Here is a 23,594-nt window from a genome sequence, read left to right as displayed (position 1 = left end):
AAACAGCGGTGGTGAAACAATAAACAAGCGGATCTAAAAAAATAATAACGACCGCGACAATACAAAAATCAGACGCAATTAGGCTAGGAAGAGTTCAATGTTCAAATTAATAACACCGAAAACAGATAACCAGCTCAATAAGTATTATCACTTTCGCTGGCAAATGTTGCGAGAACCTTGGCAGATGCCTTTGGGTTCAGAGCGTGATGAATATGATTCTACCAGCCACCACCGAATGATCGTCGATGGACGAGGACGACCAATGGCGATTGGCCGTTTATACATTACGCCTGATGATGAAGGTCAGGTTCGTTACATGGCAGTGAAAAGTAATCGTAGAAGCAAGGGCATGGGATCGCTGTTGCTGGTGGCGTTAGAGTCGTTGGCTCGCCAGGAGGGCGTCAAGCGCTTGGTGTGTAATGCCCGTGAAGATGCGATTGCCTTCTATGAAAAAAATGAGTTTGAGCGCCGCGGTGAACTCAGCGATCAACGGGGTCCGACACGTCACCAGCAAATGGTGAAGACGCTTGACCCAATGGCGGATGTCATGAGGAAGCCAGAGTGGTGTACCGAATTGCAGGAACGTTGGGAAAGCCAAATTCCTATCAGTGACAAGATGGGCATCAAGATTAACCAATACACAGGTTATCAGTTTGAATGTAGCGCTCAGCTTAACCCTAATTTGAACCCTCACAACACCATGTTTGCGGGTTCCGCGTTTACACTCGCCACGTTAACGGGGTGGGGGATGACTTGGCTTCTTCTTAAAGAACGTGGCTTACATGGCGATATTGTATTGGCAGACAGTCGAATTCGATATCGTCATCCTGTCGTCAGCAACCCGGTGGCAAGCACCTCGTTAGATGGAATCAGTGGCGATCTGGATAGGTTAGCGACAGGGCGTAAAGCCAGGATCGCCATTAACGTGACGATTTACAGTGGGGATAAACCCGCGGTTGAGTTTACGGGAACCTATATGCTGTTGCCGAACTATCAGTCGGAGCTGTCGGTATAGACTCGCTCCCCTCAAACGGAGTTCTAACCTGAGAAAATTAAGGGCAGTGGTGATGTGATGTTACGCTGCCTTTGAGTAGATCAACGACCAACTGTTGGCATTCTAATTCTGTAGTAAGCGTCAGTTCCCCTTCTTCTGCCACCACTAAATCAATATCACCTTGTATCACACCAGTCATATCGGGGGATTCTAGCTTGCCTTTCGTTACCGTCATTCGGCCTCTGTCTGAATGAACTTCTAGGCTATTGAGAGAGAAAGGGATCACCTGGGTTTGTATTTGCGCACTGCCGTAGCCATTAGGCTTGGAGTAGGTGAAATCGGCGTCTCGAGTATTGGCTTGCAGTGTGCCGTCTAGGGAGTGTGCAAGCATCTCTTGATTCCCTGATAGCCCCATAGCACTCACTTCAAATTCCATTAAGCCTTCAAATTGAATGGGCAGGTTCGTGAGCTTATTGATCATGCTAAGTGGTAGCCCGTCGCCGTGTGCAACCAATTGCCATGGACGGCTCAAACTGCCCAGTTGCCAAAATCCAGACGCATCCAAATAACCGTGCTCCAACGGCACAAATAGGCGCTCTAACTCCCATGTTCCATCGCTAGCATGACTATTTATGACCGCTTGGGTGGCAATGACATCATCAAAGCTCAGGCTATTGGCAGACAGTTCTATCTCACCATTCCATAAGCCCAGTGTTTGATTGCGCTTGAGCTCTAGGTTACTGCCTGAAATATTGACGCCCGAGAGCTGCCAGAAGGGAGGGCGCTCTATCTGTATTACTTGGCTACGGAGTATGTCGAGCTGCTTAATACTGATGGCATCTTGAGTGTCGATAAAGCGCGAAAGCAGTGCCAGTGTCTCTTGTGGGCTCTCTGTGAGCTTTACGCCAGAGGCTCTTAGCCAATTCAGTTGTGTGGACGTTGGGGTGATATGACCAGACATCTGAACTCGGCCTTGAAGATAATCACTGTCTAATTCGGTCACGGTTATGTTGTGTGGTGTTAGCTGCAACTTAGCGATTGGCGATACAAATTGCTGATCTAAGATGTTCACACTTTCCGCATTGAATGAAAGGTATGAGTCCTTTTGTCGCCATAGCCAGTGCTGCTGCAAATCTGAAGGCTCAGAATATAAAGCGATATTCTCCATTGAGGCGTCGAGGCTGGTCGCTTGAAATTCACCGATTGAAAAGTGACTGTTTAGAATATCGAGACTGTTGATATGGGAAACTTTGCTTAAAACAGGGTTCCAGTCTTTGGCTAATGACTCTATGGTCTCTCTGTCATTGAGGTCCAGCTTGTTAAGTGTGACATTAATCAGAGACCAACCGTGATCATATTGTTCAGCTTGCCCTGAGATGTCCGCACCACGCCACTCGAAGGATGCCCCAAAAATAGTACTGTCTTTCTTTTTATAGTTGGCATCGACCAGTAAGTTATCGAGAGCTTCACCTTGATAATAAAGCTGCGCAGCACTGAGCTGAATGTTACCAAATGGAATCAGTTGAGTTTCATTTTGCCATAGAGGCTCTTTGATTTGGATGTTGATACCGCGCGCGACGATGCTATCGGTGGATAGATCGAAGTTGTTAAGCGCAATTTGGTGAATCGAGATTCTCTCCTGCCAATCGAAGGAAGGAGAGAGTTCTTGCAAACTCAGGCTATCGATAAGCAAGCTGTCGACCAGCCATTTTCCATCTTGATAAAGCCCCTGGTTCAGCCAGAGCTCAACCTTGGGAATATAGAGCCCTTCAGTCTCGTTATCCTGTTGTGCTGGTGTCAGATCTTGGTTTGATTGATATTGGACACCTTCTAAAGATAGGTGAAAAGGCGCGTTGAAGGTGAATTTCTCAACGTGAACATGTCCATTGATCAGACGGTTGATGGCACTGTTGTTTAATAGGTAGTTTCCTAATGGGGTGGAGTAGCGCGTTTGTGAAATTGCGTAAAGTGAAGCGATCAATGAAGCTAGGATGAGAGTGAGGATTAACGGAACAATCAGTAGCTTCTTCATTAAGACTTAGTCCAATATTGAATGCAGAGGCGCTAGCCAAGAATCTATAGATTGGTACAAAAGCGTGTTCGCATCAATAGAAAAGCCCCTAAATTTAGGGGCTTGTAACTAAGATATCAGCTTTAACTGAGGTTTTTCTCTAGTGTGCGATGATCAGTCCAGTTGTGGACCCGCAGCAACCAGTGATTTCCCTTCGCTATTATCGGTGTACTTATCAAAGTTATTGATAAAGCGCTCTGCGAGATCGTGTGCCTTACTTTCCCACTGTAGTGGGTCGGTGTAGGTATCACGAGGGTCAAGGATAGAAGGATCAACACCAGGGAGTGACGTTGGGACTTCTAAGTTAAACACTGGAATTGAGGTGGTTTCTGCTTTCTCGATAGAACCATCAAGGATGGCGTCGATAATGCCGCGCGTATCTTGAATTGAGACACGTTTGCCACTGCCATTCCAACCCGTGTTCACAAGGTAGGCTTCTGCGCCAGCCGCTTCCATACGTTTCACCAGTACCTCTGCGTATTTGGTTGGGTGAAGCGTTAGGAATGCCGCACCGAAACACGCTGAGAATGTTGGCGTTGGCTCAGTGATACCACGCTCAGTACCGGCGAGTTTTGCTGTGAAACCAGACAAGAAGTGGTATTTGGTTTGTTCTGGCGTCAGTTTAGAGACGGGAGGAAGTACACCAAACGCATCTGCGGATAGGAAGATCACTTTGTTCGCGTGGCCGCCCTTAGATACAGGCTTAACGATATTATCAATGTGGTGGATTGGGTAAGAAACACGCGTGTTTTCAGTCTTTGAGTTATCATCAAAGTCGATAGAGCCGTCGTTTCTCACTGTCACGTTTTCGAGTAATGCGTCGCGACGGATCGCATTGTAGATGTCTGGCTCTGCTTCTTTAGACAACTTGATGGTTTTTGCGTAACAACCACCCTCGAAGTTGAAGACACCATCATCGTCCCAACCATGCTCATCATCACCGATCAGAGCACGTTTAGGGTCGGTAGATAGGGTTGTTTTCCCTGTTCCAGATAGACCAAAGAACACGGCAACATCGCCTTTTTCGCCGACGTTAGCGCTACAGTGCATAGACGCAATGTCTTTCAGCGGCAAGAAGTAGTTCATCATGGCGAACATACCTTTCTTCATCTCACCACCGTACCAAGTGCCACCGATCAGTTGCATGCGCTCAGTCAGGTTAAATACGGTGAAGTTTTCAGAGTTCAGACCATGCTCTTCCCACTTCTGGTTTGTACACTTAGCACCGTTCATTACGACAAAGTCAGGCTCAAAGCTTGTCAGCTCTTCTTCGGTTGGACGAATGAACATATTTTTCACGAAGTGAGCTTGCCATGCGACTTCGGTGATCACACGAATGCTTAAGCGAGTATCAGGGTTAGCACCACAGTAACCGTCGATCACAAATAGGCGCTTACCTGACAGTTGATTTGTCACAAGTTGCTTGAGGTCATTCCACACGGCTTGATCGATCGCCTTGTTATCATTCTTAACCGCGTCAGATGTCCACCACATATGCTCTTCTGTGGTTGCGTCTTTGACGATGTATTTATCTTTTGGAGAGCGACCAGTAAAAATACCAGTATCAACAGCAACAGCACCAAGTTCAGTCACTACGCCTTTCTCATAGCCTTCTAAACTTGAACGGGTTTCCTCTTCGAATAACTGATCGTAACTTGGGTTGCGAAGAACCTCAGTTGCGCCGGTGATTCCATGCTTTGTTAGATCGATTTGTGCAGCCTTTGTATGTTCCATAACGGTCATAGGTGCTCCTTGTGAGGATAGTTTTTGTAGGGATTTGACATATTATTATTTTTTATTTGCTCATCATGCTATCAACGGGGGTTGCAGAAAACAGGGATATGGCTCAAAAAATACCCACAATTTCCACAAGGTTTATGTGTACGATCACATAATGAGTTGAAGTCATTTTATCCTGTAAGCAAACCTTTGCGCTAGATCAAAACTATTATTAAGATCAAGAAATTAAGTGACCTATTTCATGGCTTTAGGCCTTGTTTTATAGGGGCTGAGTCACAAAAAAAGCCAGTAGGGCGCTGGCTTTTTTAAAGATGTTAAGAGCTTGTTGTTTTGTGCAAATTAATGAAGCGTGCTATTGCCTGAATTTGCTTCGATAAAGAGTTCACTAACCTGTGCTTCATCAAATGAGTAGGTCGTACCACAGTAATCACAGTGCAGAGAGACTGCCCCTTCTGTTGCGATGATATCCGCCACTTCTTCCTGACTGACGGTGATGATTGCAGCGCCGCTTCGCTCTCTTGAACAGCTGCATTTAAACACAACAGGTTGTGGCGTAAATAGCTGTACTTTTTCTTGATTGTAAAGACGGTAGAGAAGATCGTTCGCCTCTAAAGAAAACAGCTCTTCATCTTTCACGGTATCCGTTAACTGCTCTAGATGTTCAAAGTCATTTTCTGAACCGGTACCATCAGGCATCACTTGAAGAAGCATGCCCGCAGCATGAGGCTTACCGTCTAGTTCGCCAGTGCGAATCCATAATCGAGTTTTCAGTTGCTCCGAGCGTTCGAAGTAGCCTTCAATAATCTCAGCTAAGTTGTCACCCTCGAGACCCACGACACCTTGGTAACGTTCACCCTTTTTAGGCTCAATAGTGATAACCAAGTGGCCTTTACCGATCAGTTCGTGCAGGCTTGCTTGAGGGTCAATGTCGCCTTTGTAGCGTGCCACACCACGGATCTTTTGATCGTGGTCGCCATTGATCACCACCAGTGAAACCGGGCCATCACCTTGAAGCTGCATGGTAATTGAGCCTTCAAACTTAAGTGTTGCCGTCAATAGCGTTGTCGAGACCAGTAGCTCACCCAGCAGCTTTTGTACGGCTAACGGGTATTCCTTGCTAGAAATCATTTGTTGGTACGCTTCATCCACTTGTACCAACTCACCGCGTACAGACAAATCTTCAAAAAGGTAGCGGTTCAATACATTGCTTGCCATCTAGGGAGCTCCAGCTTATTGATGTTTAAATTTAATAATGTCTCGGCGCTGTTTTTTATCAGGGCGTCGATCAGGGCTAGGATTGTGCGCGTGAAGTCGACGTTGTTCAGCGTGAGCTTCGCGCTTGGTGATACTTTCTGCTGTTTCAGTATAGAGCAGTTGCGCTTCTGGCGCGCCGCGCCGTTGGTCTGAAAGCTTTTCAATCTTGATGGTTTTCTCTTCATTCCCTTGCTTCAAAGTAATGATCGCATCAAGTTCTACTAACTTACTCGGTTTGCTGCGCTGGCCATTATAGTGAACTTTTCCGCCATCAATCATGTTACGGGCAATGGAACGCGTTTTATAAAAACGTGCAGCCCATAACCATTTATCCAGTCTTATTGTGGTTGAGTTGGAACTCATAGGAAAAAAACACCTCTAATTGCTTTTACGTATTGATATCTATATAACGTTTGCGGTCACCGAATAGCAGCAGGGATCACTAAATCTGAGTAAACAATGGTGTTATGATTCCATTTTTTCAAGGTAAACAGTAAATTTTCATATGGATTTGCTATTGCTTGAAAACGCTATGGTATATTGAAGAGTTATAACTGTATGATCAGTAACATGAATCATACTCCTCTAAAATGGGATTTTGATGGAAAGATATAAGGATATTTTGGGGTGAAGCAGAACCATTTCTCTCAAATTATAGCTTCAAATGCTTGGGCACAGAGGTTTTCTGGTCAATCGGTAATGCTACAGCAGCGTTTAAGCTTATTATGCTGCATTACTCTGTTGATGGTTTCCGCGTGGGTATTAGGGAAACTATTTTGGTTAACGCTAAGTCCAGAAGAAACAGTCACGCCTTGGCGTGCACAAGTGGTAAGTAGCCAAAATCAAGCCCAGTCCGCATTGGATACTTCTTCACTTAAAAATAGCCATCTTTTTGGTGTCTACCAGCAAGGTGCTAAAAAAATTGAGAAGCCAGTGGTGCAAGATGCGCCCAAAACGCGTTTGAATCTCTCTCTTGTCGGTGTCGTTGCAAGTAGCGATGATAATAAGAGCTTAGCGGTCATCGCCAATCGTGGCAGCCAATCTACCTATGGTATTAATGAGCAGATAGAGGGCACTCGTGCTCAATTAAAAGCGGTGTTTAGCGATCGAGTCATTATTGATAACTCTGGTCGTGACGAAACCTTAATGTTGGTGGGTATTGACTACAGCAATCAATCCGCTGATACCCCTTATATTAAGCCTGTCCAAAACTCTCAAGGCAATAATGTTGCGAACAGCAACGCATCCGATCGTGTCGCCCAATTAGAATCCATACGTGCTGAGATAGCGGAAGATCCGCAGAAAATTTTTCAGTACGTCAGAATGTCTCAAGTCAAGCGAGACGGTAACGTACTCGGCTATCGAGTGACGCCTGGCAAAGAACCCGAGCTATTTAGTTTTTTTGGGTTAGAAAGTGGTGATATTGCGACTCAACTGAACGGACTAGACCTGACCGATCCCGAAGCCATGAGCACAATCTTTAAAACCATCTCTGAACTTAGTGAACTCAATCTTACCGTTGAGCGAGATGGTCAGAATCATGACATTAATATTGAATTTTAATGCTGATGCGATCGCGCGTTGGTATGAGGAGTAAAAAGTGAAGCATTGGTTAAATAAAAGTGCTTGTCTATTAGCAGGAAGCTTATTAGCAGGAAGTTTATTGGTTGCGCCTACTACGGCGGTTGCCAATGATTTCAGTGCCAGCTTTAAAGGCACAGACATTCAAGAATTCATTAACATCGTTGGCCGAAACCTAGAGAAAACCATCATTGTTGATCCTTCTGTTCGTGGCAAAGTCGATGTACGTAGTTACGACATGCTAACCTCTGAGCAGTATTACAGTTTCTTCTTGAACGTGCTTGAAGTCTATGGTTTCGCCGTCATAGAGATGGATAACGGCGTACTCAAAGTCGTGAAATCGAAGGACGCAAAGACATCGGCAATCCCAGTCGTGAGTGATGACAGTGCGCAAGGCGACAGCGTTATCACTCGCGTAGTGGCTGTTAGAAACGTCTCTGTACGAGAATTATCCCCTTTACTTCGCCAGTTAAATGACAACGCTGGTGCCGGTAACGTCGTTCATTATGACCCAGCCAATATCATACTGATTACGGGTCGTGCTGCCGTTGTTAATCGATTAGCAGAAATTATCAAACGCGTTGACCAAGCCGGTGATAAGGAAATCGAGGTGATAGAGCTAAGGAATGCTTCCGCTGCAGAGATGGCGCGTATTGTAGAAGCATTGAATAAAACGACCGATGCAAAAAATACCCCTGCTTTCTTACAACCTAAGCTTGTCGCTGACGATCGCACAAACTCTATTCTCATTTCTGGCGATCCAAAAGTTCGAGCAAGACTGAAGCGTTTAATCCAGCAACTGGATATTGAAATGAAGTCTAAGGGTAACAACCAGGTTATTTACCTTAAGTATGCGAAAGCCGATGATTTGGTTGATGTCCTTAAAGGGGTGTCTGATAATTTACAGGCGGAAAAACAAGTCGCTAAGCAGGGGGCTTCAGGAAGCAATAATCGAAGTGAAGTGGTTATTTCTGCTCACACTGGCACCAATTCGCTCGTTGTGACGGCGCCGCCTGATATTATGAATGCGATTCAAGATGTGGTGGCGCAGCTTGATATTCGTCGCGCGCAGGTTTTAATCGAAGCGCTGATTGTCGAAATGTCAGAAGGCGATGGCATTAACTTGGGTGTCCAATGGGGCAACTTGGAAACAGGTGCGGTTGTTCAGTATGGCAATACCGGTGCGTCTATTGGTAATGTGATGATTGGTCTTGAAGAAGCGAAAGACACGACCAGCACAGAAAGTTATTGGAACTCCTCTGAGAACAAATGGGAATCGCGAGAAACGGAAAAAGAGGGCGACTACTCTTCCTTAGCAGCGGCACTTTCAGGCGTTAATGGCGCAGCAGTGAGCATTGCCATGGGGGACTGGACAGCACTGATCAGCGCGGTTTCTACTGATTCCAACTCCAATATTCTTTCGTCGCCAAGCATTACTGTCATGGACAATGGTGAAGCCTCATTCATTGTTGGTGAAGAAGTCCCAGTCATTACCGGCTCAACGTCTGGCTCAAACAACGAAAACCCGTTCCAAACGGTCGATCGTAAAGAGGTGGGTATTAAGCTGAAGGTCGTTCCTCAGATCAACGAAGGCAACTCGGTTCAACTCGATATTGAACAAGAAGTGTCAAACGTACTCGGGGCTCAAGGTGCTGTAGACGTGCGTTTTGCCAAGCGTCAGTTAAATACATCCGTCATGGTTGAAGATGGCCAAATGATTGTTTTGGGTGGTTTGATTGATGAGCGTGCCCTTGAAAGCGAATCTAAAATTCCATTACTGGGCGATATTCCGTATTTAGGTCACTTGTTTAAATCAACCAGTACGCAAGTCGAGAAGAAGAACTTAATGGTCTTCATTAAACCGACCATCATTCGTGAAGGCATAACCGCGGATGGTATTACTCAACGTAAATACAATTTCATTCGCGCAGAGCAATTGTTCAAAGCGGATCAAGGTTTAAAACTCATGGAAGACAGCAACATTCCAGTGTTGCCAGAGTTTGGCCAAGACATTCGTCACCCTGCTGAGATTCAAGCCTTCATTGACCAGATGGACGTCGTGAAATGAACGAGCAAATAGACAATCGTCCACTTTCTCGATTGCCCTTTAGCTTTGCCAATCGATTTAAGCTTGTTTTAGAGCATAGTGATCAAGGCAGCACACTGTTCTATGTGGCTCCGCTTGCTATCGAGGCGTTAGTTGAAGTGAAGCGTGTTGCCAAAACAGCGTTTCAAACCATTGAGCAAACAGTCGAAGAGTTTGATAGCAAGCTGACGGAAGTGTACCAACGCGACTCCTCTGAAGCGCGTCAGTTGATGGAAGATATTGGTGCGGATAACGATGATTTCTTCTCGTTAGCAGAAGAGCTGCCTCAAGACGAAGATTTGTTAGAAGCCGAAGATGATGCACCCATCATCAAGTTGATTAACGCCATGCTAGGTGAAGCGATTAAGGAAGGGGCCTCTGACATTCACATCGAGACCTTCGAAAAATCGCTATCAATCCGTTTCCGTGTCGATGGTGTATTGAGGGATGTACTCGCTCCTAGCCGTAAGCTAGCTCCTCTGCTTGTCTCTCGCGTAAAGGTCATGGCAAAGCTCGATATTGCGGAAAAGCGTGTCCCGCAAGATGGACGAATTTCGCTTAGAATTGGTGGTCGTGCTGTTGATGTTCGTGTCTCGACGATGCCTTCATCGCACGGTGAACGTGTCGTAATGCGTCTGCTTGATAAGAATGCGACGCGTCTAGACTTACACAGTTTAGGTATGACAAGGCACAATCACGATAACTTCCAAATACTCATTCAACGTCCACATGGCATTATCTTGGTGACAGGCCCGACGGGATCGGGTAAATCCACGACACTATATGCCGGTTTGCAAGAGCTCAACAGTAACGAGAGAAATATTCTGACGGTAGAAGACCCGATTGAATTTGATATCGATGGCATTGGGCAAACTCAAGTTAACTCTAAGGTCGATATGACCTTTGCTCGCGGTCTAAGGGCGATATTACGTCAAGATCCCGATGTCGTGATGGTGGGTGAGATTCGTGATTTAGAGACGGCGCAAATTGGCGTGCAAGCTTCTTTAACGGGTCACCTGGTGATGTCTACCTTACACACCAACACCGCAGTGGGCGCGATCACTCGTCTACGCGACATGGGTATCGAGCCCTTCTTGATTTCATCGTCATTGCTTGGTGTGCTGGCGCAACGATTAGTGCGTACCCTATGCACCGATTGTAAGCAGCCTTATCAAGCATTGCCCGAGCAAAAAGCGCTGTTTGGTGCCCCTGAAGATGAAGAGTTGATCTTGTACAAAGCATCGGGTTGCGAGTCTTGTAATCACAAAGGGTACCGAGGTCGTACTGGTATTCATGAACTTCTGCTGGTCGATGATACGGTTCAATCGCTTATTCATAGTGAAGCCGGCGAGCAAGCCCTCGAAAAAGCGATTCGTCAGAAAACCCCAAGCATTCGAAGTGATGGCTTATCTAAGGTTCGTCTAGGCGTCACCTCTATTGAAGAGGTAATGCGAGTGACCAAGGAAACCTAATGGCATCGTTTGAATATAAAGCACTGAATGCGAATGGCCGACAGAAGAAAGGCGTCATTGATGGCGATAACGCACGTCAGGTTCGTTCTCGACTAAAAGAGCAAGGTTTGGTGCCTATTGAGGTGACGGAAACCCGTGCTAAGAATAAGGCTCAATCGACGCAAGGTGGCATCAACTTTAAACGAGGCTTGAGTACACCAGAGCTTGCGCTTATTACTCGTCAGCTGTCTACCTTGGTCCAGTCGGGGATGCCTCTCGAAGAGTGCCTCAAAGCTGTCTCTGAGCAATCAGAAAAGCCGCGCATACGAACGATGCTTGCTGCCATTCGCTCGAAAGTGACCGAAGGTTACACACTTGCGGACAGCTTAGCGGATTATTCGCATGTCTTTGACGATCTGTTCCGTTCCATGGTGGCCGCGGGTGAAAAGTCGGGTCATCTCGATGCGGTATTAGAGCGATTAGCGGATTACGCAGAAAATCGTGAAAAAATGCGCTCGAAGTTGCTTCAAGCCATGATTTACCCAATTGTATTGGTGGTGTTTGCGATTAGCATCGTGGCTTTTTTGTTGGCGGCTGTCGTACCCAAGATCATTGACCAGTTTGTTCAAATGGCTCAAGACCTGCCTCAGTCTACTCAGATACTGCTGGCCTTAAGTAATTTTGTGCAGCAGTGGGGGCTGGTGTTGCTCATTGTGACTGTTCTAGTTATATCCGTGATCAAATGGTTACTCACCAAGCCGGATATTCGTCTGCGCTGGGACAGGACTTTATTATCACTGCCTCTAATTGGGAAAATAGTCAGAGGTCTTAATACCGCTCGATTTGCGCGAACCTTATCCATTTGTACCTCTAGTGCAATCCCCATTCTAGAAGGTATGAAAGTCGCGATTGATGTCATGACGAATCAATACATCAAACAGCAGGTCATTTTGGCAACGGATAATGTTCGAGAGGGATCCAGCATAAGAAAAGCGCTCGATCAAACCAAACTGTTTCCACCGATGATGTTGCACATGATCGCGAGTGGGGAGCAAAGTGGTCAGCTTGAAAATATGCTCACGCGAGCCGCTGACAACCAAGATAACCAATTTGAATCTACGGTTAACATCGCTTTAGGTATATTCACACCGATGTTGATTGCGTTAATGGCAGGAATGGTGTTGTTTATCGTTATGGCCACCCTAATGCCTATCTTAGAAATGAATAACTTGATGAGTCGATAAGACCGCCAGTTTGCCTCAAATGATTTTGGAGAAAAAATGAGACATAAAATGAACAAACAGTCAGGCTTCACCCTATTAGAGGTTATGGTCGTTGTCGTTATCCTTGGCTTGTTGGCAAGCTTTGTTGTACCTAACTTGATAGGCAGTAAAGACCAAGCCGATCAGAAAAAGGCCGTGATTGATATTGCTGCTTTGGAAAGTGAGTTGATGAAATATCGCCTTAACCACAATACCTTTCCGACGACAGATCAAGGCCTAGAGGCGCTAGTGACAAAACCGAATAATCCAGAGCCACGTAACTACCCAGAGAACGGTTACGTCACTCGATTACCTCAAGACCCTTGGGGTAACGATTACCAATACCTAAATCCAGGTGAGCACGGTGTGATGGATATCTTTACGCTTGGTGCCGATGGCCAAGAAGGCGGTGAGGGTGTGAACGCCGACATCGGTAACTGGAATCTACAAGACTTCCAGTAGACAAGTTTGCGTAACCGCAATCGAAACCTAAAGCAAAGAGTTGTCACAGCATGCTAAAACCTAAACAACAGGGCTTCACATTACTAGAAATCCTACTGGTTCTGGTGGTTATCTCTGTGGGTGTTGTGATAACGCTTTCTGTTTTACCGAACAACACTGATGACTCAGCGAAAGAGCAGGCTCAAGCGCTTTTTCAACGGCTTCAACTCCTTAACGATGAGGCGATATTAAGCGGCAAAGATTTTGGATTGAGAATCGAAGAAGCACGCTCTCGCTATATTTGGATGGGGATAGAAGATGGAGAGTGGAAAACCATGAGGTTTGAAACGATTCCAGAGCAAACAGATTTAGGTGAAGAAGGCGTGGCGATTCAGATGACGCTCGGTGGCGATATTTGGAATGATGAAGACCGCCTCTTTAAACCAGGTCCGCTTTTTGATGAAGATATGTTTGCTGATCTTGAAGACGATAAAAAACCATTGCCTCCGCAGATTTTTATCTTTTCGAATGGAGAGGTAACGCCAGTATCCATGGCTATTTATCCGCAGAATAAAGATGCCAAGCAAGACAGTTGGCGAGTCGTTGCAAAAGAGAATGGCCAGATTCTATTGTTGTCTCCGGGGGAGCAAGAAGATGAGTAATTCATGTCTCTTTCTTCCGGTTTTGACAAAAAGACATAGAAAAAATCGAGGCATGACCCTGCTTGAGGTGTTAATTGCCCTCGCGATATTTGCGACGGCAGCCATCTCCGTCATTCGTTCGGTTGGTCAACATATTAATACTCTCTCTCACCTAGAGGAAAGAACGTTTGCTGCAATGGTGGTCGACAATCAAATGGCCAAGGTCATGCTTGCCCCTCAAGCGTTAAGTGAGAAGAAAGGAAGTGAAGAGTTAGCGGGTCGAAAATGGTATTGGCAGGTAACACCAATCGAGACCTCTGACGGTTTGCTTAAAGCATTTGATGTCAGTGCCGGATTGACGGAAAAGGGAAGCGCGATCGTAACGGTGAGAAGCTATGTGTCGCAATAATCGACGCTTTATAAGCAAAGGCCGTGGCTTCACTCTGATAGAAGTGCTGATTGCAATGGCTATCTTTGCCGCGCTCAGTGTCAGTGCTTATCAGGTTGTTGACCAGATCCGCATGAGTAACGCGCTTTCGCTAGAACGAGGCGATCGCTTAAAGGAATTGCAGCGTAGTCTCGTTGTTATGGACAGTGATTTTCGTCAAATGGCCGCACGTCCATTTCGAACCGATGGTGAGCAGAGTTCGGATCAAGAAGCTGAACTGGTGTTGCTATGGAAAGACTATCTAATCGAATCGGATAGCAAAGGCGTGCTATTTACTCGACTCGGTTGGCACAACCCACAACAACAATTTCCGCGCGGTGAGGTTGTTAAAGTCGGCTATCGAATCAAAGAGTCTACATTAGAGCGAGTGTGGTGGCGGTATCCCGATACGCCTGCTGGGCAGCAAGCCATCGTTACTCCGCTGTTAAGTGGTGTCGAGTCGTTCAATTTACGTTTTTACTATCAAGGTGCATGGTTAGAAGAGTGGGAAGTCACACAAGTGTTGCCCCAAGCCATCGCGTTGGATCTTGAATTGACGGATTATGGCCACATTGAGCGAATCTACTTAGTAGCAGGTGGCGTACCTGCGCCAACGAATGATTCAAATGGAAGTGGAAGCTCTTCTTCTAGTGGTGGAGAGTTCAATAATGACCACTAAAGTGAGAAACCGACAACGAGGCGTGGCGTTAATCGTTGTTTTAATGATGTTAGCCGTGATGGTGTCGATTGCCGCGACCATGTCTAGCCGGTTGTTCACTCAGTTCAAGAGGGGCAGTAACCAATTGAGTTATCAGCAGGCTTACTGGTACAGCATGGGTGTCGAAGCATTGGCTAAAGTCGCGATCGAACAAAGCTATCAAGACAGTGACACCATTAATCTGTCGCAACCTTGGGCACTTGAAGAGCAAACCTATCCACTCGATTACGGAACGTTGAATGGTCGAGTTGTTGATAAACAAGCGTGTTTTAATCTTAATGTGTTCGCACAAGTGAAAAATGACTCGTCTCAATCAAGCAAACCTTATTTGGTGAGCTATTGGCAAACTTTACTCGAAGAGTTAGAGGTTGAGAGCTATCAGGCTGAAGTGGTTGCTGACTCGACATGGGATTACATTAGTAAAGAGAATTCGATGCAGTCTTCTAGTGGGGCCGGAGATAGCTTTTATGAAGCCCTTTCTCCTGCGTATATGGCAGCAAACGGCAGAATAGCCGACATCAGTGAACTGCGTGCCATACAACAGGTCTCCGGTGAGGTGATGCAAAAGGTCGCCCCCTACGTGTGTGCTTTGCCAAGTGATGACTGGCGATTGAATATTAATACCCTCGACACCGATAAAGTGGCGTTGCTGGTGGCGTTATTTCAGCCTCATCTTAGTGAACAAAATGCGATGTCATTGATAGAGTCTCGACCGTTTGATGGTTGGTCGTCAATCGATGACTTTATGGCAGAAAATACGATCAGCGTGATTGAAGAAAATGTCCGAAATGAAGCGAAGGCCTACTTAACGGTGGATAGTGCCTATTTTGAATTGGACGCACAGGTTTTAGTGAACGGCTCTCGAGTTCGAATTCGGAGTCTGCTATTTAGTGATAATAGAGAAACAGCAACGGTAGTTCGCCGTCGCTTTGGAGGGATCAGTGAGCGAGTTTCTGACAGTTCGACTGAGTAGCGATAAACAAGCACAGATCCAATGGCTGGTTTGGTCTTCAGCCCAGAATGAAGTCATCGCCAGTGGTGAAGTTCATGACTGGACAAATTTATCTGAGTTAACAAGTTATGCGCATCAGAGACAAGTGATCGTTCTGCTATCAAGCAGCGATGTGGTGCTGTCTGAAGTCGATTTACCGGCAGGGTCATCTCGACAACTTGAGTCGATGTTGCCGTACCTCGTTGAAGATGACATCGCACAAGATGTGGATGAGCTGCACTTTTCACTGCTGGATAAAAGCAGCAAGAAAGCGATGATAGCGGCGGTCGATAGACACTGGCTATCCTTTTGCCTTCAAGAGTTACGCGAGTTAAATATCAATGTTAACAAGGTATTGCCAGACGTTCTAGCATTACCAAACAGCGATCAACTTACAGCGGTGAGCCTGGGTGAGCAGTGGTTAGTGAGAAAAGGTGAGTATTTAGGCGTTTGTGTAGAGTCACAATGGTTGGCGTTATTTCGGGCATCCAGCTGGGTGAAAGCAGGGGATGATTACTTATCACTTACAGCCTACAGTGCTCTGCCTGAATTGGCATTAGAGCCAGATCAAGATTGGAAACACACGGATGCTCCCTTGGTGATGCAGTTGCTCACCGAGGGCGCGATTGCGAGTAAAGTGAACTTGCTGACAGGTAACTTTAAGCCAAGCTCCTCCATGCTGAAGTACTGGTCAATTTGGAAGAAATCAGCCATCGCCGCGGTGGTTCTGTTTGTCGTTATTGCAGGGCAATTCTGGTTACAGGTCAATAGTAATGAAGCGCAAGCCAAAGCTTATCGCGCGGAGAGTGAACGGATCTTTCGGGAGGCGCTACCAGGCAAAACCCGTATCCCTACTGTAAGTTATTTGAAACGTCAAATGAGTGATGAAGCGAATCGCTTGTCAGGCGGCGGAGCGGGATACCCCATGTTGGAATGGATGATGAAAATTCCAGAGTCATTGAAAGCGAATAATACGATGGCTCTAATCAGCATTCGATACGATGGTAACCGAGAAGAAATTCGCATTCAGGCACGCAGTAAAGATTTTCAAAGTTTTGAGCAAGTGAGGGTCAAGTTTGCTGAGAATTTCGACGTTGAACAAGGCCAGCTAAGCCGCTCTGGAGAGTGGGTGAATGGCAGCTTTGTATTGAAGAGAGAGTGAGATTGATGATGGAAAAACTCGTCACGTCATTTAAGCTTTGGTGGCAAAGCATCAGTCTGAGAGAGCAACGATTAGTAATGATCGGCTCGCTATTGTTAATGGTCGGTATGGGTTACTGGGGCATCATTGAACCGATGAACCAGCGCAGCACGCAAGCAAAGAACCGAATTAACAGCGAAAAGCAGTTATTGGGTTGGGTGAAGAATAAAGCCGATGAGATTGTACAATTGAGGGCGAAAAGCGGTTTGGCCTCTACTGCTCAGCCCTTGAATCAGGTTATTTCATCTTCCGCGAAACGATTTAAGGTTGAGCTGATTCGGATCCAACCGCGCGATGAGATGTATCAAGTATGGGTTCAACCATTGGAGTTTAATCAGTTTATTAGCTGGATTACTTACCTTAAAGAGCAACAAGGCATTGATGTTGAATACTTAGATGTTGAGGGCGCAGAGCGTCCGGGTATTGTCGAAATCAAGCGTTTACAGTTTAAGCGAGGTGGTTAATGAAACGTATCCTATTGGTTTCTGTGCTTATCGTATTCACCTTTATCGCTAGCATTGTGGCGCACATGCCAGCACGGTTTGTCATGCAATATGTTCCAGTGCCAAGAGGCCTTTCTATCGACCATGTTCAAGGCTCTTTATGGCAAGGCAGCGCTCAACAAGTCAGCTGGCAGGGTGCCTCTTTGGGGCAACTGCAGTGGGATTTTCACGCACTATCACTTCTCTCTGGAAAGGCTCAAGCTGAAGTGAGATTTGGCCAAGGCAGCACGATGGGGCTAAGAGGCCACGGCATTATTGGGTATGGCTTCTCGGGTGCGTATGTGAAGAAGACGATTGCGTCGCTTCCTGCACAATTTGCAGTTGATCAATTGGCGTTACCATTGCCGTTGGATTTAGAAGGACAGGTAGAGCTGTCGATTGAGCAGTTGTTGGTGAATGAGTTCGATCAACCGATCCCTCGTTGTTACCAAGGCGTTGGAGCAGTAGTCTGGAGCGGTAATAAGGCGATGACGCCCATTGCTGATTTAGATTTAGGCCCTGTGGTGGTGAATATTACCTGTGAAGACAATCTTGTTTCGGCAAAGGGGGAGCAGGTAAGTGAACAGGTGAGTGCGCAATTTGATGCGACTTTGGCCGTCAACGGCAATCAATTTACCTATCAATCGAAGGGTTGGTTTAAACCAGAAGCGGAATTTCCATCGACTTTATCGGCTCAACTGAAATGGTTGGGAAGCCCAGATAATCAAGGTCGTTATCCGCTGAGTTTCAATGGTACGCTCTAGTTTCATTTAGGCCAACATTCGATAAAGTTGGCTTTTAGCAAAAGAAAACATTCAGCTTAAGACCGCAAAAAAAAGCGAACTTCTATATTTAGAGGCTCGCTTTTTTCGTACTCGCTTGGTGAGTCAAAGACGGATAAAACGTATCTAGTCTTTGACCTTCAGTATTTCATCCCAAGGGAGAGCTTCATCGCCAAGCACGATAAAGTTAGGATTTTCTAGCGTTTCACGTTCGTTATAAGAGAGCGGTTCTAAGTGCGTACTCAGGATTCGTCCGCCCGCTTCTTCGACAATGCACTGGGTCGCGGCGGTATCCCACTCACCCGTTGGGCCTAGTCTTAAATAGCAATCCACCGCGCCCTCTGCGACAAGGCAGGCCTTAAGAGCAGCAGATCCAAGCGGAACCAAGTCGTAGTTCCACGCACTGCTCATTCGGCCTGTGATGCGATTGATGTCTTGTCTTCGGCTAATCGCAATCCCAATAGATTGCTTTTGCCCTTGTTCATGCTTATGGGTATTGATGGGCACATGCTCTGCATCACTCATTTCCGGGATCTTCCATGCGCCTTTGCCGTGATACGCATAATAGGTCACACCGGAAACGGGCGCATAACACACCCCCATTACTGGGCGATTGTTCTCGATTAGGGCAATAATGGTGGCGAAGTCACCACTGCGAGCAATGAACTCTTGCGTGCCATCGAGCGGATCAACTAACCAGTAGCGTTCCCACTCTGCACGCTTGGTTAAGCTAATATCCGCGTCTTCTTCAGAAAGTACCGGAATGTCTGGCGTCAATTCGGTCAGTTTCTGCATGATGAGCTTATGCGCCGCAATGTCAGCACTGGTCACCGGTGTTTCGTCACTTTTGACAAACGCTTCGTACTGTTTGGTTTCGTAGATATCGAGGATGAGTTGACCCGCTGAGCGTGCCACCTCAATCACAGAAGGCAAATGATGAGATAAGTCTTTTTCAGTAGACATAATATTTCCTAAGACTCTGTTGTTATTATTTTTTTAAGTGCTTGAGAGCAAGTAATAAGGCCGTGATGCTGCGCGCTTCACTGAAATCCATATGCGTCACGAGCTCTTCAGCTTGAGCGAGCGGCCAACGTACCACCTCTAGAGGTTCTGGCTCATCACCCTCTAGTTTCTCTGAGTATAGATCCTGTGCAACAAATAGGGTCATTTGGCTCGAAAAATAAGAGGGAGCGAGTACCAGTTGTTTGAGAGGCGATAGGGAATTGGCACCAAATCCGATCTCTTCTTTGAGCTCTCTATTCGCGGCTTGTTCAGGCGTTTCGCCGGGATCAATCAACCCTTTCGGAAATCCTAGTTCGTAACGCTCTGTTCCTGCTGCATATTCGCGAACCAGTAGCATGTCACCTTGTTCAGTGATTGGCACCATCATTACCGCATGGCGACCGCTGGGCTTCATGCGTTCATAAGTGCGTAATTCGCCGTTACTGAAACGCAGATCCATAGACTCGATAGTAAACAGTTTAGATTGAGCAACCGAGCGTACTGCGAGAATGGTGGGTGGGATCATCTTGGTCATGGTACGCGCTCCGGTTTAGATTACTTGGACTAACTTAAGTGTAGTGACGGCATCAATGAAACAGCCTCTAATATATGAAATAACAGGGTACGTTGAAAAGCGTTCGTTTGGATGTAAGTCAAATTATTGAAGTTAAGACAAAAAAGCCGATGTAAAAACATCGGCTGATAGTAAATCTAATGGGTGTTTAGTAGTAAGAGTGCTCACCACGGTCATGCTCAGTGGCATCACGTACTGCGGTTAGCTCACCTTCAAATTGCTGAAGGAGCTCTTTTTCGATGCCTTCTTTTAGCGTGACATCAACCATTGAACAGCCGTTACAACCGCCACCAAAGGCAACAATAGCAGCGCCTTCTTCCGTGATTTCAACCAGGCTTACATGGCCACCGTGACCTGCAAGCTGTGGGTTCACTTGCGTTTGAATCGCGTATTCAACACGTTCAATCAGTGACGCATCATCAGCCACTTTACGCATTTTTGCGTTTGGCGCTTTCAGGGTCAGTTGAGAGCCCATCTTGTCGGTAACGAAATCCACTTCCGCATCTTCTAGAAACGGTAAGCTTAGCTCATCGATGAACGCAGAGAAGAGTTCAAATTTTAACTCAGTATCTGATGCTTCAACCGCTTCTGGTGGGCAGTAAGAAACGCCACACTCTGCATTTTGAGTTCCTGGGTTAACAACAAATACGCGAATGTTTGTACCTTCGGGTTGCTGGCTCAGTAAGCCACCGAAGTGTGTTTGCGCAGTTTCTGTAATAGTAATAGTGTTTGACACGACAAATACCTGAGTAATTTTGTAGGCTATTTAAACGCCATTCTACTCCTGAAAAATCTAATTTCTAGATCTAAAAACGAAATCTGTACGCTTTAAATCGAGTTATGGGATTCAGGAGTGAGGCAGATACAATAAATATCAATGGTTTCAACCCCTGCATCAAGCAGTAATTTGCATAAATGATGGGTCGTACTGCCTGTGGTTACGACATCGTCAACAATCGCAATGTGTTTCTGTTTAGGGGCTTTGTTGAGGCGAAAGGCGTGTCGAAGGTTCTGCTGTCTCTGATGTTTATCTAGCCCTTTTTGCTGTGGGGTGTTCGTGATTCTGGAAAATAGCTGGCTTGAAATTGGAATATTGAGCATGTTGCCTAGCTGCTTGGCGAGCAAATGACTTTGGTTGAATCCTCGACTGAGGTGTCGTTGCCAATGCAGGGGCACACTGGTGATCAATTCGGGCGCTTCATCAATACGTTGATAGAGTAGAGAGCTCAGCGGTTTGGCTAGCCAGAACTGTTGCTGATACTTAAAGCGTTGAATGTAATGAGAGAGAGGCGGCTGATAGCCCCCAACGCAAGTTAACTTGGACCATAGCGGTGGGTGGGTAAGGCATTGTCCACATTGCTTGGTCATGGTCAAAGTGGGTAAGCCACAACGTTGGCAGCGCGGCGAAGGCGAAAATAGTGAGAGACAGCTGTGGCACCACAGCGTGTTGGGAATGTCGATAATACTTGAGTGCCGAAAGTCGATGGGTAAGTGACATAAATTGCAATAACTGCCGAGACCCACACGCATGGTTTTTTGAAGTCAATCAGATAACATAGACGCCAGAATTTTAAGAGAGATATCTTTAGTGTCGGCCAATCTGGAATTTGGCGGTGACTGTTAAAAGTAGGAGAAAGTGTGATCATGGATAAAGCTTTGCATTGGCAGGTTAGCGGACAAGGCGACGATCTTGTGTTGCTGCATGGTTGGGGGATGAATGGTGCCGTCTGGGATCAAACGGTACAAGTGCTTAACCAGCGTTACCGAGTGCACGTGGTGGATTTACCTGGCTACGGACACAGTGCCCATTTGCATGCATCAAGCTTAGAAGAGATCGCACAGAGTTTACTGCCAGAGTCGCCAAAACAGGCGATTTGGCTGGGGTGGTCTTTAGGTGGTTTGGTGGCGACACACATTGCGCTGCACCATAGTGAGCGCGTCAGTAAGTTGATTACCGTCGCCAGTTCTCCTAAGTTCGCCGCGTCTCGACCTTGGCGAGGAATTCAGCCTAAGGTGCTGGATGCCTTTACCGAGCAGTTGGTCGATGATTTTCAGACGACCATCGAACGCTTTATGGCATTGCAAGCGATGGGCAGCCCGTCGGCAAGGCAAGATGTCAAACAATTGAAAAAAGCGGTGTTGTCTCGCCCTTCTCCCAATCCACAGTCACTCTTGGCAGGGCTAGAGATGCTGGCTGACGTTGATTTGCGTCCCTACCTTGGCTCTCTCTCTGTGCCGATGCTTAGGCTATACGGACGCCTTGATGGCTTGGTTCCTATCAAAGTCGCCAGTGATATGGATACCCATGTTCCAGACAGTGAACAATACGTTTTTAGTCAGTCGTCTCACGCGCCTTTCATGACAGAGCTGGATGCTTTCTGTCATCAAATTGTCGAATTTGTAGACAAATAATTGTCGTTTTTAGCGAAAAAAATGCATAAGTTGCTAAATTTTTAACCACGCTAGCCGATAAGGTATTTAACCCAATAGAGCTGATAATACAAACGAGCATTATCGGGTTGGGCGATGCCAAGGAGGTAATTGGCTATGATCGTGTCACCGACTAACGTTAGTGTGCCACTTATCGCCCCATCGGTTAATGTGCAAACGGAGCAAGCCGCGAGAGATAACAAGATTCGTGAGCCTGTTGTACCGACCGCAGAGTTAGTAAAGTCAAATGCTGAGCGTAAGTTAAAGGCGGACGATAAACGGCGAAGGCGACCCTCATGGGATCCGTCAGAGCATCCTGATTATGATATGGATGACGAAAGCGACGTTGCAGAAGCACAGAGTGAAGAACCGAAAAGCGTCTTAGAGCGACTTTTTAGGCTCATTGCTCTGGATACTTACAGTAAAAAGCAAGGCACAGGCTATGCAATGCGGTTTAGATTACCTAAGCACATTGTTGATGCAGCGATAACTGAGGGACAGATGGAAAAACGGCGTACTGTAATAAAATATCATTACGGACATGCGGTTGCCCCTAACGTACCGTCTGAAGTTATAGCGGTGTTGTAAGCAGGCGTACTTTTTTTGTACTCACCTGTTTATCGCTACGGATAAAAATACCCACTATTTAGTGGGTATTTTTTTATCCAGAATGCCTCTGAACGAATTCATTGAACCGTTCTTCAAGCCGCGATAGGGGCTATTTTTTTGCTTTAGCAAACGCGGCCGCAAATGCGCCACCCATCGCACCACCAGACGCATCGTTCTGCTGCCTAGATGGTTGTCTAGACGAATGGCGGTTGTGGGTTTGGCCTTGCTTTGGTGAGCGAGCACTCGAACCAGAATTGGCACGTTGAGAACGATTATCTTGGCCTGGTTCATCATTGAGTCGCATCGAGAGAGCGATACGTTTTCGCTGCTCATCGACTTCCATTACCTTGACCTTCACAATGTCACCCGCTTTCACCACATCACGAGGATCGGCCACATAGCGGTCGGTCAGCGCAGATATATGCACAAGACCGTCTTGGTGAACACCAATGTCCACAAACGCACCGAAGTTCGCCACGTTAGAGACAACGCCTTCGAGTACCATGCCAACCTCAAGATCAGAAACTTTCGTTACCCCTTCAGCAAAGCTGGCCGTTTTGAATTCAGGTCTTGGATCGCGCCCAGGTTTATCCAACTCTTTGATGATGTCAGTCACCGTTGGTACACCGAAGCTATCATTGGTGTAATCAACCGCTCGAAGATTGCCAAGAAACTCACTGTTGCCAATCAGCGCTTTGACCGCAGTATTGTTCTTATCTGAAATCGCTTTAACAACTGGGTAGGCTTCAGGGTGAACGGCAGAGGCGTCGAGTGGATTCTTACCATCCATAATTCTCAGGAAACCAGCACACTGTTCAAACGCTTTTGGTCCAAGGCGAGCGACTTTTTTCAGTGTC

At 46.4% G+C, this 23,594-nt stretch carries 24 protein-coding genes; 15 read left to right on the top strand and 9 right to left on the bottom strand.

What is annotated here, in order from left to right:
- Positions 1-97 precede the first annotated feature (97 nt).
- Complete coding sequence (locus BCU12_RS00810) at positions 98-1,015, top strand: bifunctional GNAT family N-acetyltransferase/hotdog fold thioesterase (RefSeq protein WP_102402509.1); 918 nt, start codon at positions 98-100, stop codon at positions 1,013-1,015.
- 37 nt (positions 1,016-1,052) lie between these two features.
- On the opposite strand, the gene BCU12_RS00805 is transcribed toward BCU12_RS00810, so the two are convergent.
- The 4 genes from BCU12_RS00805 to hslR form a co-directional block, all read right to left on the bottom strand.
- On the bottom strand, positions 1,053-3,026 hold the full coding sequence (locus tag BCU12_RS00805) for an AsmA family protein (protein ID WP_102402508.1): 1,974 nt from the start codon (positions 3,024-3,026) through the stop codon (positions 1,053-1,055).
- Between the two features lie 153 nt (positions 3,027-3,179).
- Complete coding sequence (pckA, locus tag BCU12_RS00800; protein WP_102402507.1) at positions 3,180-4,808, bottom strand: phosphoenolpyruvate carboxykinase (ATP); 1,629 nt, start codon at positions 4,806-4,808, stop codon at positions 3,180-3,182.
- 336 nt (positions 4,809-5,144) lie between these two features.
- Positions 5,145-6,020 (bottom strand): Hsp33 family molecular chaperone HslO, encoded by an 876-nt coding sequence (gene hslO / locus BCU12_RS00795; RefSeq protein WP_102402506.1) that lies wholly within the window; start codon positions 6,018-6,020, stop codon positions 5,145-5,147.
- A gap of 15 nt (positions 6,021-6,035) precedes the next feature.
- Positions 6,036-6,422: a ribosome-associated heat shock protein Hsp15 gene (gene hslR, locus BCU12_RS00790; RefSeq protein WP_102402505.1), complete on the bottom strand. Its 387-nt coding sequence runs from the start codon at positions 6,420-6,422 to the stop codon at positions 6,036-6,038.
- A 336-nt stretch (positions 6,423-6,758) separates the two neighbouring features.
- Here hslR and gspC point away from each other — a divergent pair, with 336 nt between their 5' ends.
- Genes gspC through BCU12_RS00730 form a run of 12 tightly spaced genes read left to right on the top strand, consistent with a single transcriptional unit; the run spans position 6,759 to position 18,104 of the window.
- Positions 6,759-7,622 (top strand): type II secretion system protein GspC, encoded by an 864-nt coding sequence (gene gspC, locus BCU12_RS00785; RefSeq protein ID WP_198599211.1) that lies wholly within the window; start codon positions 6,759-6,761, stop codon positions 7,620-7,622.
- Between the two features lie 37 nt (positions 7,623-7,659).
- Positions 7,660-9,708 (top strand): type II secretion system secretin GspD, encoded by a 2,049-nt coding sequence (gene gspD, locus BCU12_RS00780; protein ID WP_102402503.1) that lies wholly within the window; start codon positions 7,660-7,662, stop codon positions 9,706-9,708.
- The gene (gene gspE / locus BCU12_RS00775; protein WP_102402502.1) at positions 9,705-11,198 is read left to right on the top strand and encodes a type II secretion system ATPase GspE; all 1,494 of its coding nucleotides are present in this window, start codon (positions 9,705-9,707) and stop codon (positions 11,196-11,198) included. Before gspD ends, gspE begins: the two co-directional genes overlap by 4 nt.
- Entirely contained in the window at positions 11,198-12,421 is a 1,224-nt protein-coding gene (gene gspF / locus BCU12_RS00770; RefSeq protein WP_102402501.1) for a type II secretion system inner membrane protein GspF, read from the top strand. Before gspE ends, gspF begins: the two co-directional genes overlap by 1 nt.
- Positions 12,422-12,457: 36 nt before the next feature.
- A complete protein-coding gene (gene gspG / locus BCU12_RS00765; RefSeq protein ID WP_102402500.1) occupies positions 12,458-12,901 on the top strand; it encodes a type II secretion system major pseudopilin GspG in 444 nt (147 codons plus the stop codon).
- 50 nt (positions 12,902-12,951) lie between these two features.
- Positions 12,952-13,542: a GspH/FimT family pseudopilin gene (locus tag BCU12_RS00760; protein WP_102402499.1), complete on the top strand. Its 591-nt coding sequence runs from the start codon at positions 12,952-12,954 to the stop codon at positions 13,540-13,542.
- Positions 13,535-13,930: a type II secretion system minor pseudopilin GspI gene (gspI, locus tag BCU12_RS00755; protein WP_241909711.1), complete on the top strand. Its 396-nt coding sequence runs from the start codon at positions 13,535-13,537 to the stop codon at positions 13,928-13,930. Before BCU12_RS00760 ends, gspI begins: the two co-directional genes overlap by 8 nt.
- Positions 13,917-14,627 (top strand): type II secretion system minor pseudopilin GspJ, encoded by a 711-nt coding sequence (gene gspJ, locus BCU12_RS00750; RefSeq protein WP_102402497.1) that lies wholly within the window; start codon positions 13,917-13,919, stop codon positions 14,625-14,627. The genes gspI and gspJ overlap by 14 nt, the downstream gene beginning before the upstream one ends.
- Complete coding sequence (gene gspK / locus BCU12_RS00745) at positions 14,617-15,639, top strand: type II secretion system minor pseudopilin GspK (protein WP_102402496.1); 1,023 nt, start codon at positions 14,617-14,619, stop codon at positions 15,637-15,639. Before gspJ ends, gspK begins: the two co-directional genes overlap by 11 nt.
- The gene (gene gspL / locus BCU12_RS00740; RefSeq protein ID WP_102402495.1) at positions 15,608-16,819 is read left to right on the top strand and encodes a type II secretion system protein GspL; all 1,212 of its coding nucleotides are present in this window, start codon (positions 15,608-15,610) and stop codon (positions 16,817-16,819) included. The genes gspK and gspL overlap by 32 nt, the downstream gene beginning before the upstream one ends.
- 5 nt (positions 16,820-16,824) lie before the next feature.
- A complete protein-coding gene (locus tag BCU12_RS00735) occupies positions 16,825-17,322 on the top strand; it encodes a type II secretion system protein M (RefSeq protein ID WP_102402494.1) in 498 nt (165 codons plus the stop codon).
- Positions 17,322-18,104 (top strand): type II secretion system protein N, encoded by a 783-nt coding sequence (locus BCU12_RS00730; RefSeq protein ID WP_102402493.1) that lies wholly within the window; start codon positions 17,322-17,324, stop codon positions 18,102-18,104. The genes BCU12_RS00735 and BCU12_RS00730 overlap by 1 nt, the downstream gene beginning before the upstream one ends.
- Before the next feature lie 144 nt (positions 18,105-18,248).
- Here the strand turns inward: BCU12_RS00730 and cysQ are convergent, their stop codons facing one another.
- From cysQ to BCU12_RS00710, 4 genes are all read right to left on the bottom strand, one after another.
- A complete protein-coding gene (cysQ, locus tag BCU12_RS00725; protein ID WP_102402492.1) occupies positions 18,249-19,085 on the bottom strand; it encodes a 3'(2'),5'-bisphosphate nucleotidase CysQ in 837 nt (278 codons plus the stop codon).
- A 25-nt stretch (positions 19,086-19,110) separates the two neighbouring features.
- A complete protein-coding gene (gene nudE, locus BCU12_RS00720) occupies positions 19,111-19,659 on the bottom strand; it encodes an ADP compounds hydrolase NudE (protein WP_102402491.1) in 549 nt (182 codons plus the stop codon).
- 187 nt (positions 19,660-19,846) lie between these two features.
- A complete protein-coding gene (nfuA, locus tag BCU12_RS00715) occupies positions 19,847-20,434 on the bottom strand; it encodes a Fe-S biogenesis protein NfuA (RefSeq protein ID WP_102402490.1) in 588 nt (195 codons plus the stop codon).
- Positions 20,435-20,526: 92 nt separating this feature from the next.
- Positions 20,527-21,228 (bottom strand): phosphoribosyltransferase family protein, encoded by a 702-nt coding sequence (locus tag BCU12_RS00710; RefSeq protein WP_241909710.1) that lies wholly within the window; start codon positions 21,226-21,228, stop codon positions 20,527-20,529.
- Between the two features lie 114 nt (positions 21,229-21,342).
- Here BCU12_RS00710 and bioH point away from each other — a divergent pair, with 114 nt between their 5' ends.
- Together bioH and BCU12_RS00700 are read left to right on the top strand one after the other, a co-directional pair.
- Positions 21,343-22,110 carry a pimeloyl-ACP methyl ester esterase BioH gene (gene bioH / locus BCU12_RS00705; RefSeq protein WP_102402489.1) on the top strand — a complete coding sequence of 256 codons (768 nt, stop codon included), beginning with the start codon at positions 21,343-21,345 and terminating at the stop codon, positions 22,108-22,110.
- A gap of 135 nt (positions 22,111-22,245) precedes the next feature.
- A complete protein-coding gene (locus tag BCU12_RS00700) occupies positions 22,246-22,716 on the top strand; it encodes an ATP-dependent Lon protease (protein ID WP_102402488.1) in 471 nt (156 codons plus the stop codon).
- Positions 22,717-22,846: 130 nt separating this feature from the next.
- On the opposite strand, the gene BCU12_RS00695 is transcribed toward BCU12_RS00700, so the two are convergent.
- Positions 22,847-23,594, bottom strand: a 748-nt coding sequence (locus BCU12_RS00695) for a S1 RNA-binding domain-containing protein (protein ID WP_133153792.1), incomplete at its 5' end; no start/stop codon positions are given.

This window comes from Vibrio sp. 10N.261.55.A7, assembly GCF_002877365.1.
Classification (GTDB): Bacteria; Pseudomonadota; Gammaproteobacteria; order Enterobacterales; family Vibrionaceae; genus Vibrio.
Note: the sequence above shows the minus strand (reverse complement) of the source record. Positions and strands in the feature narration are given on the sequence as shown.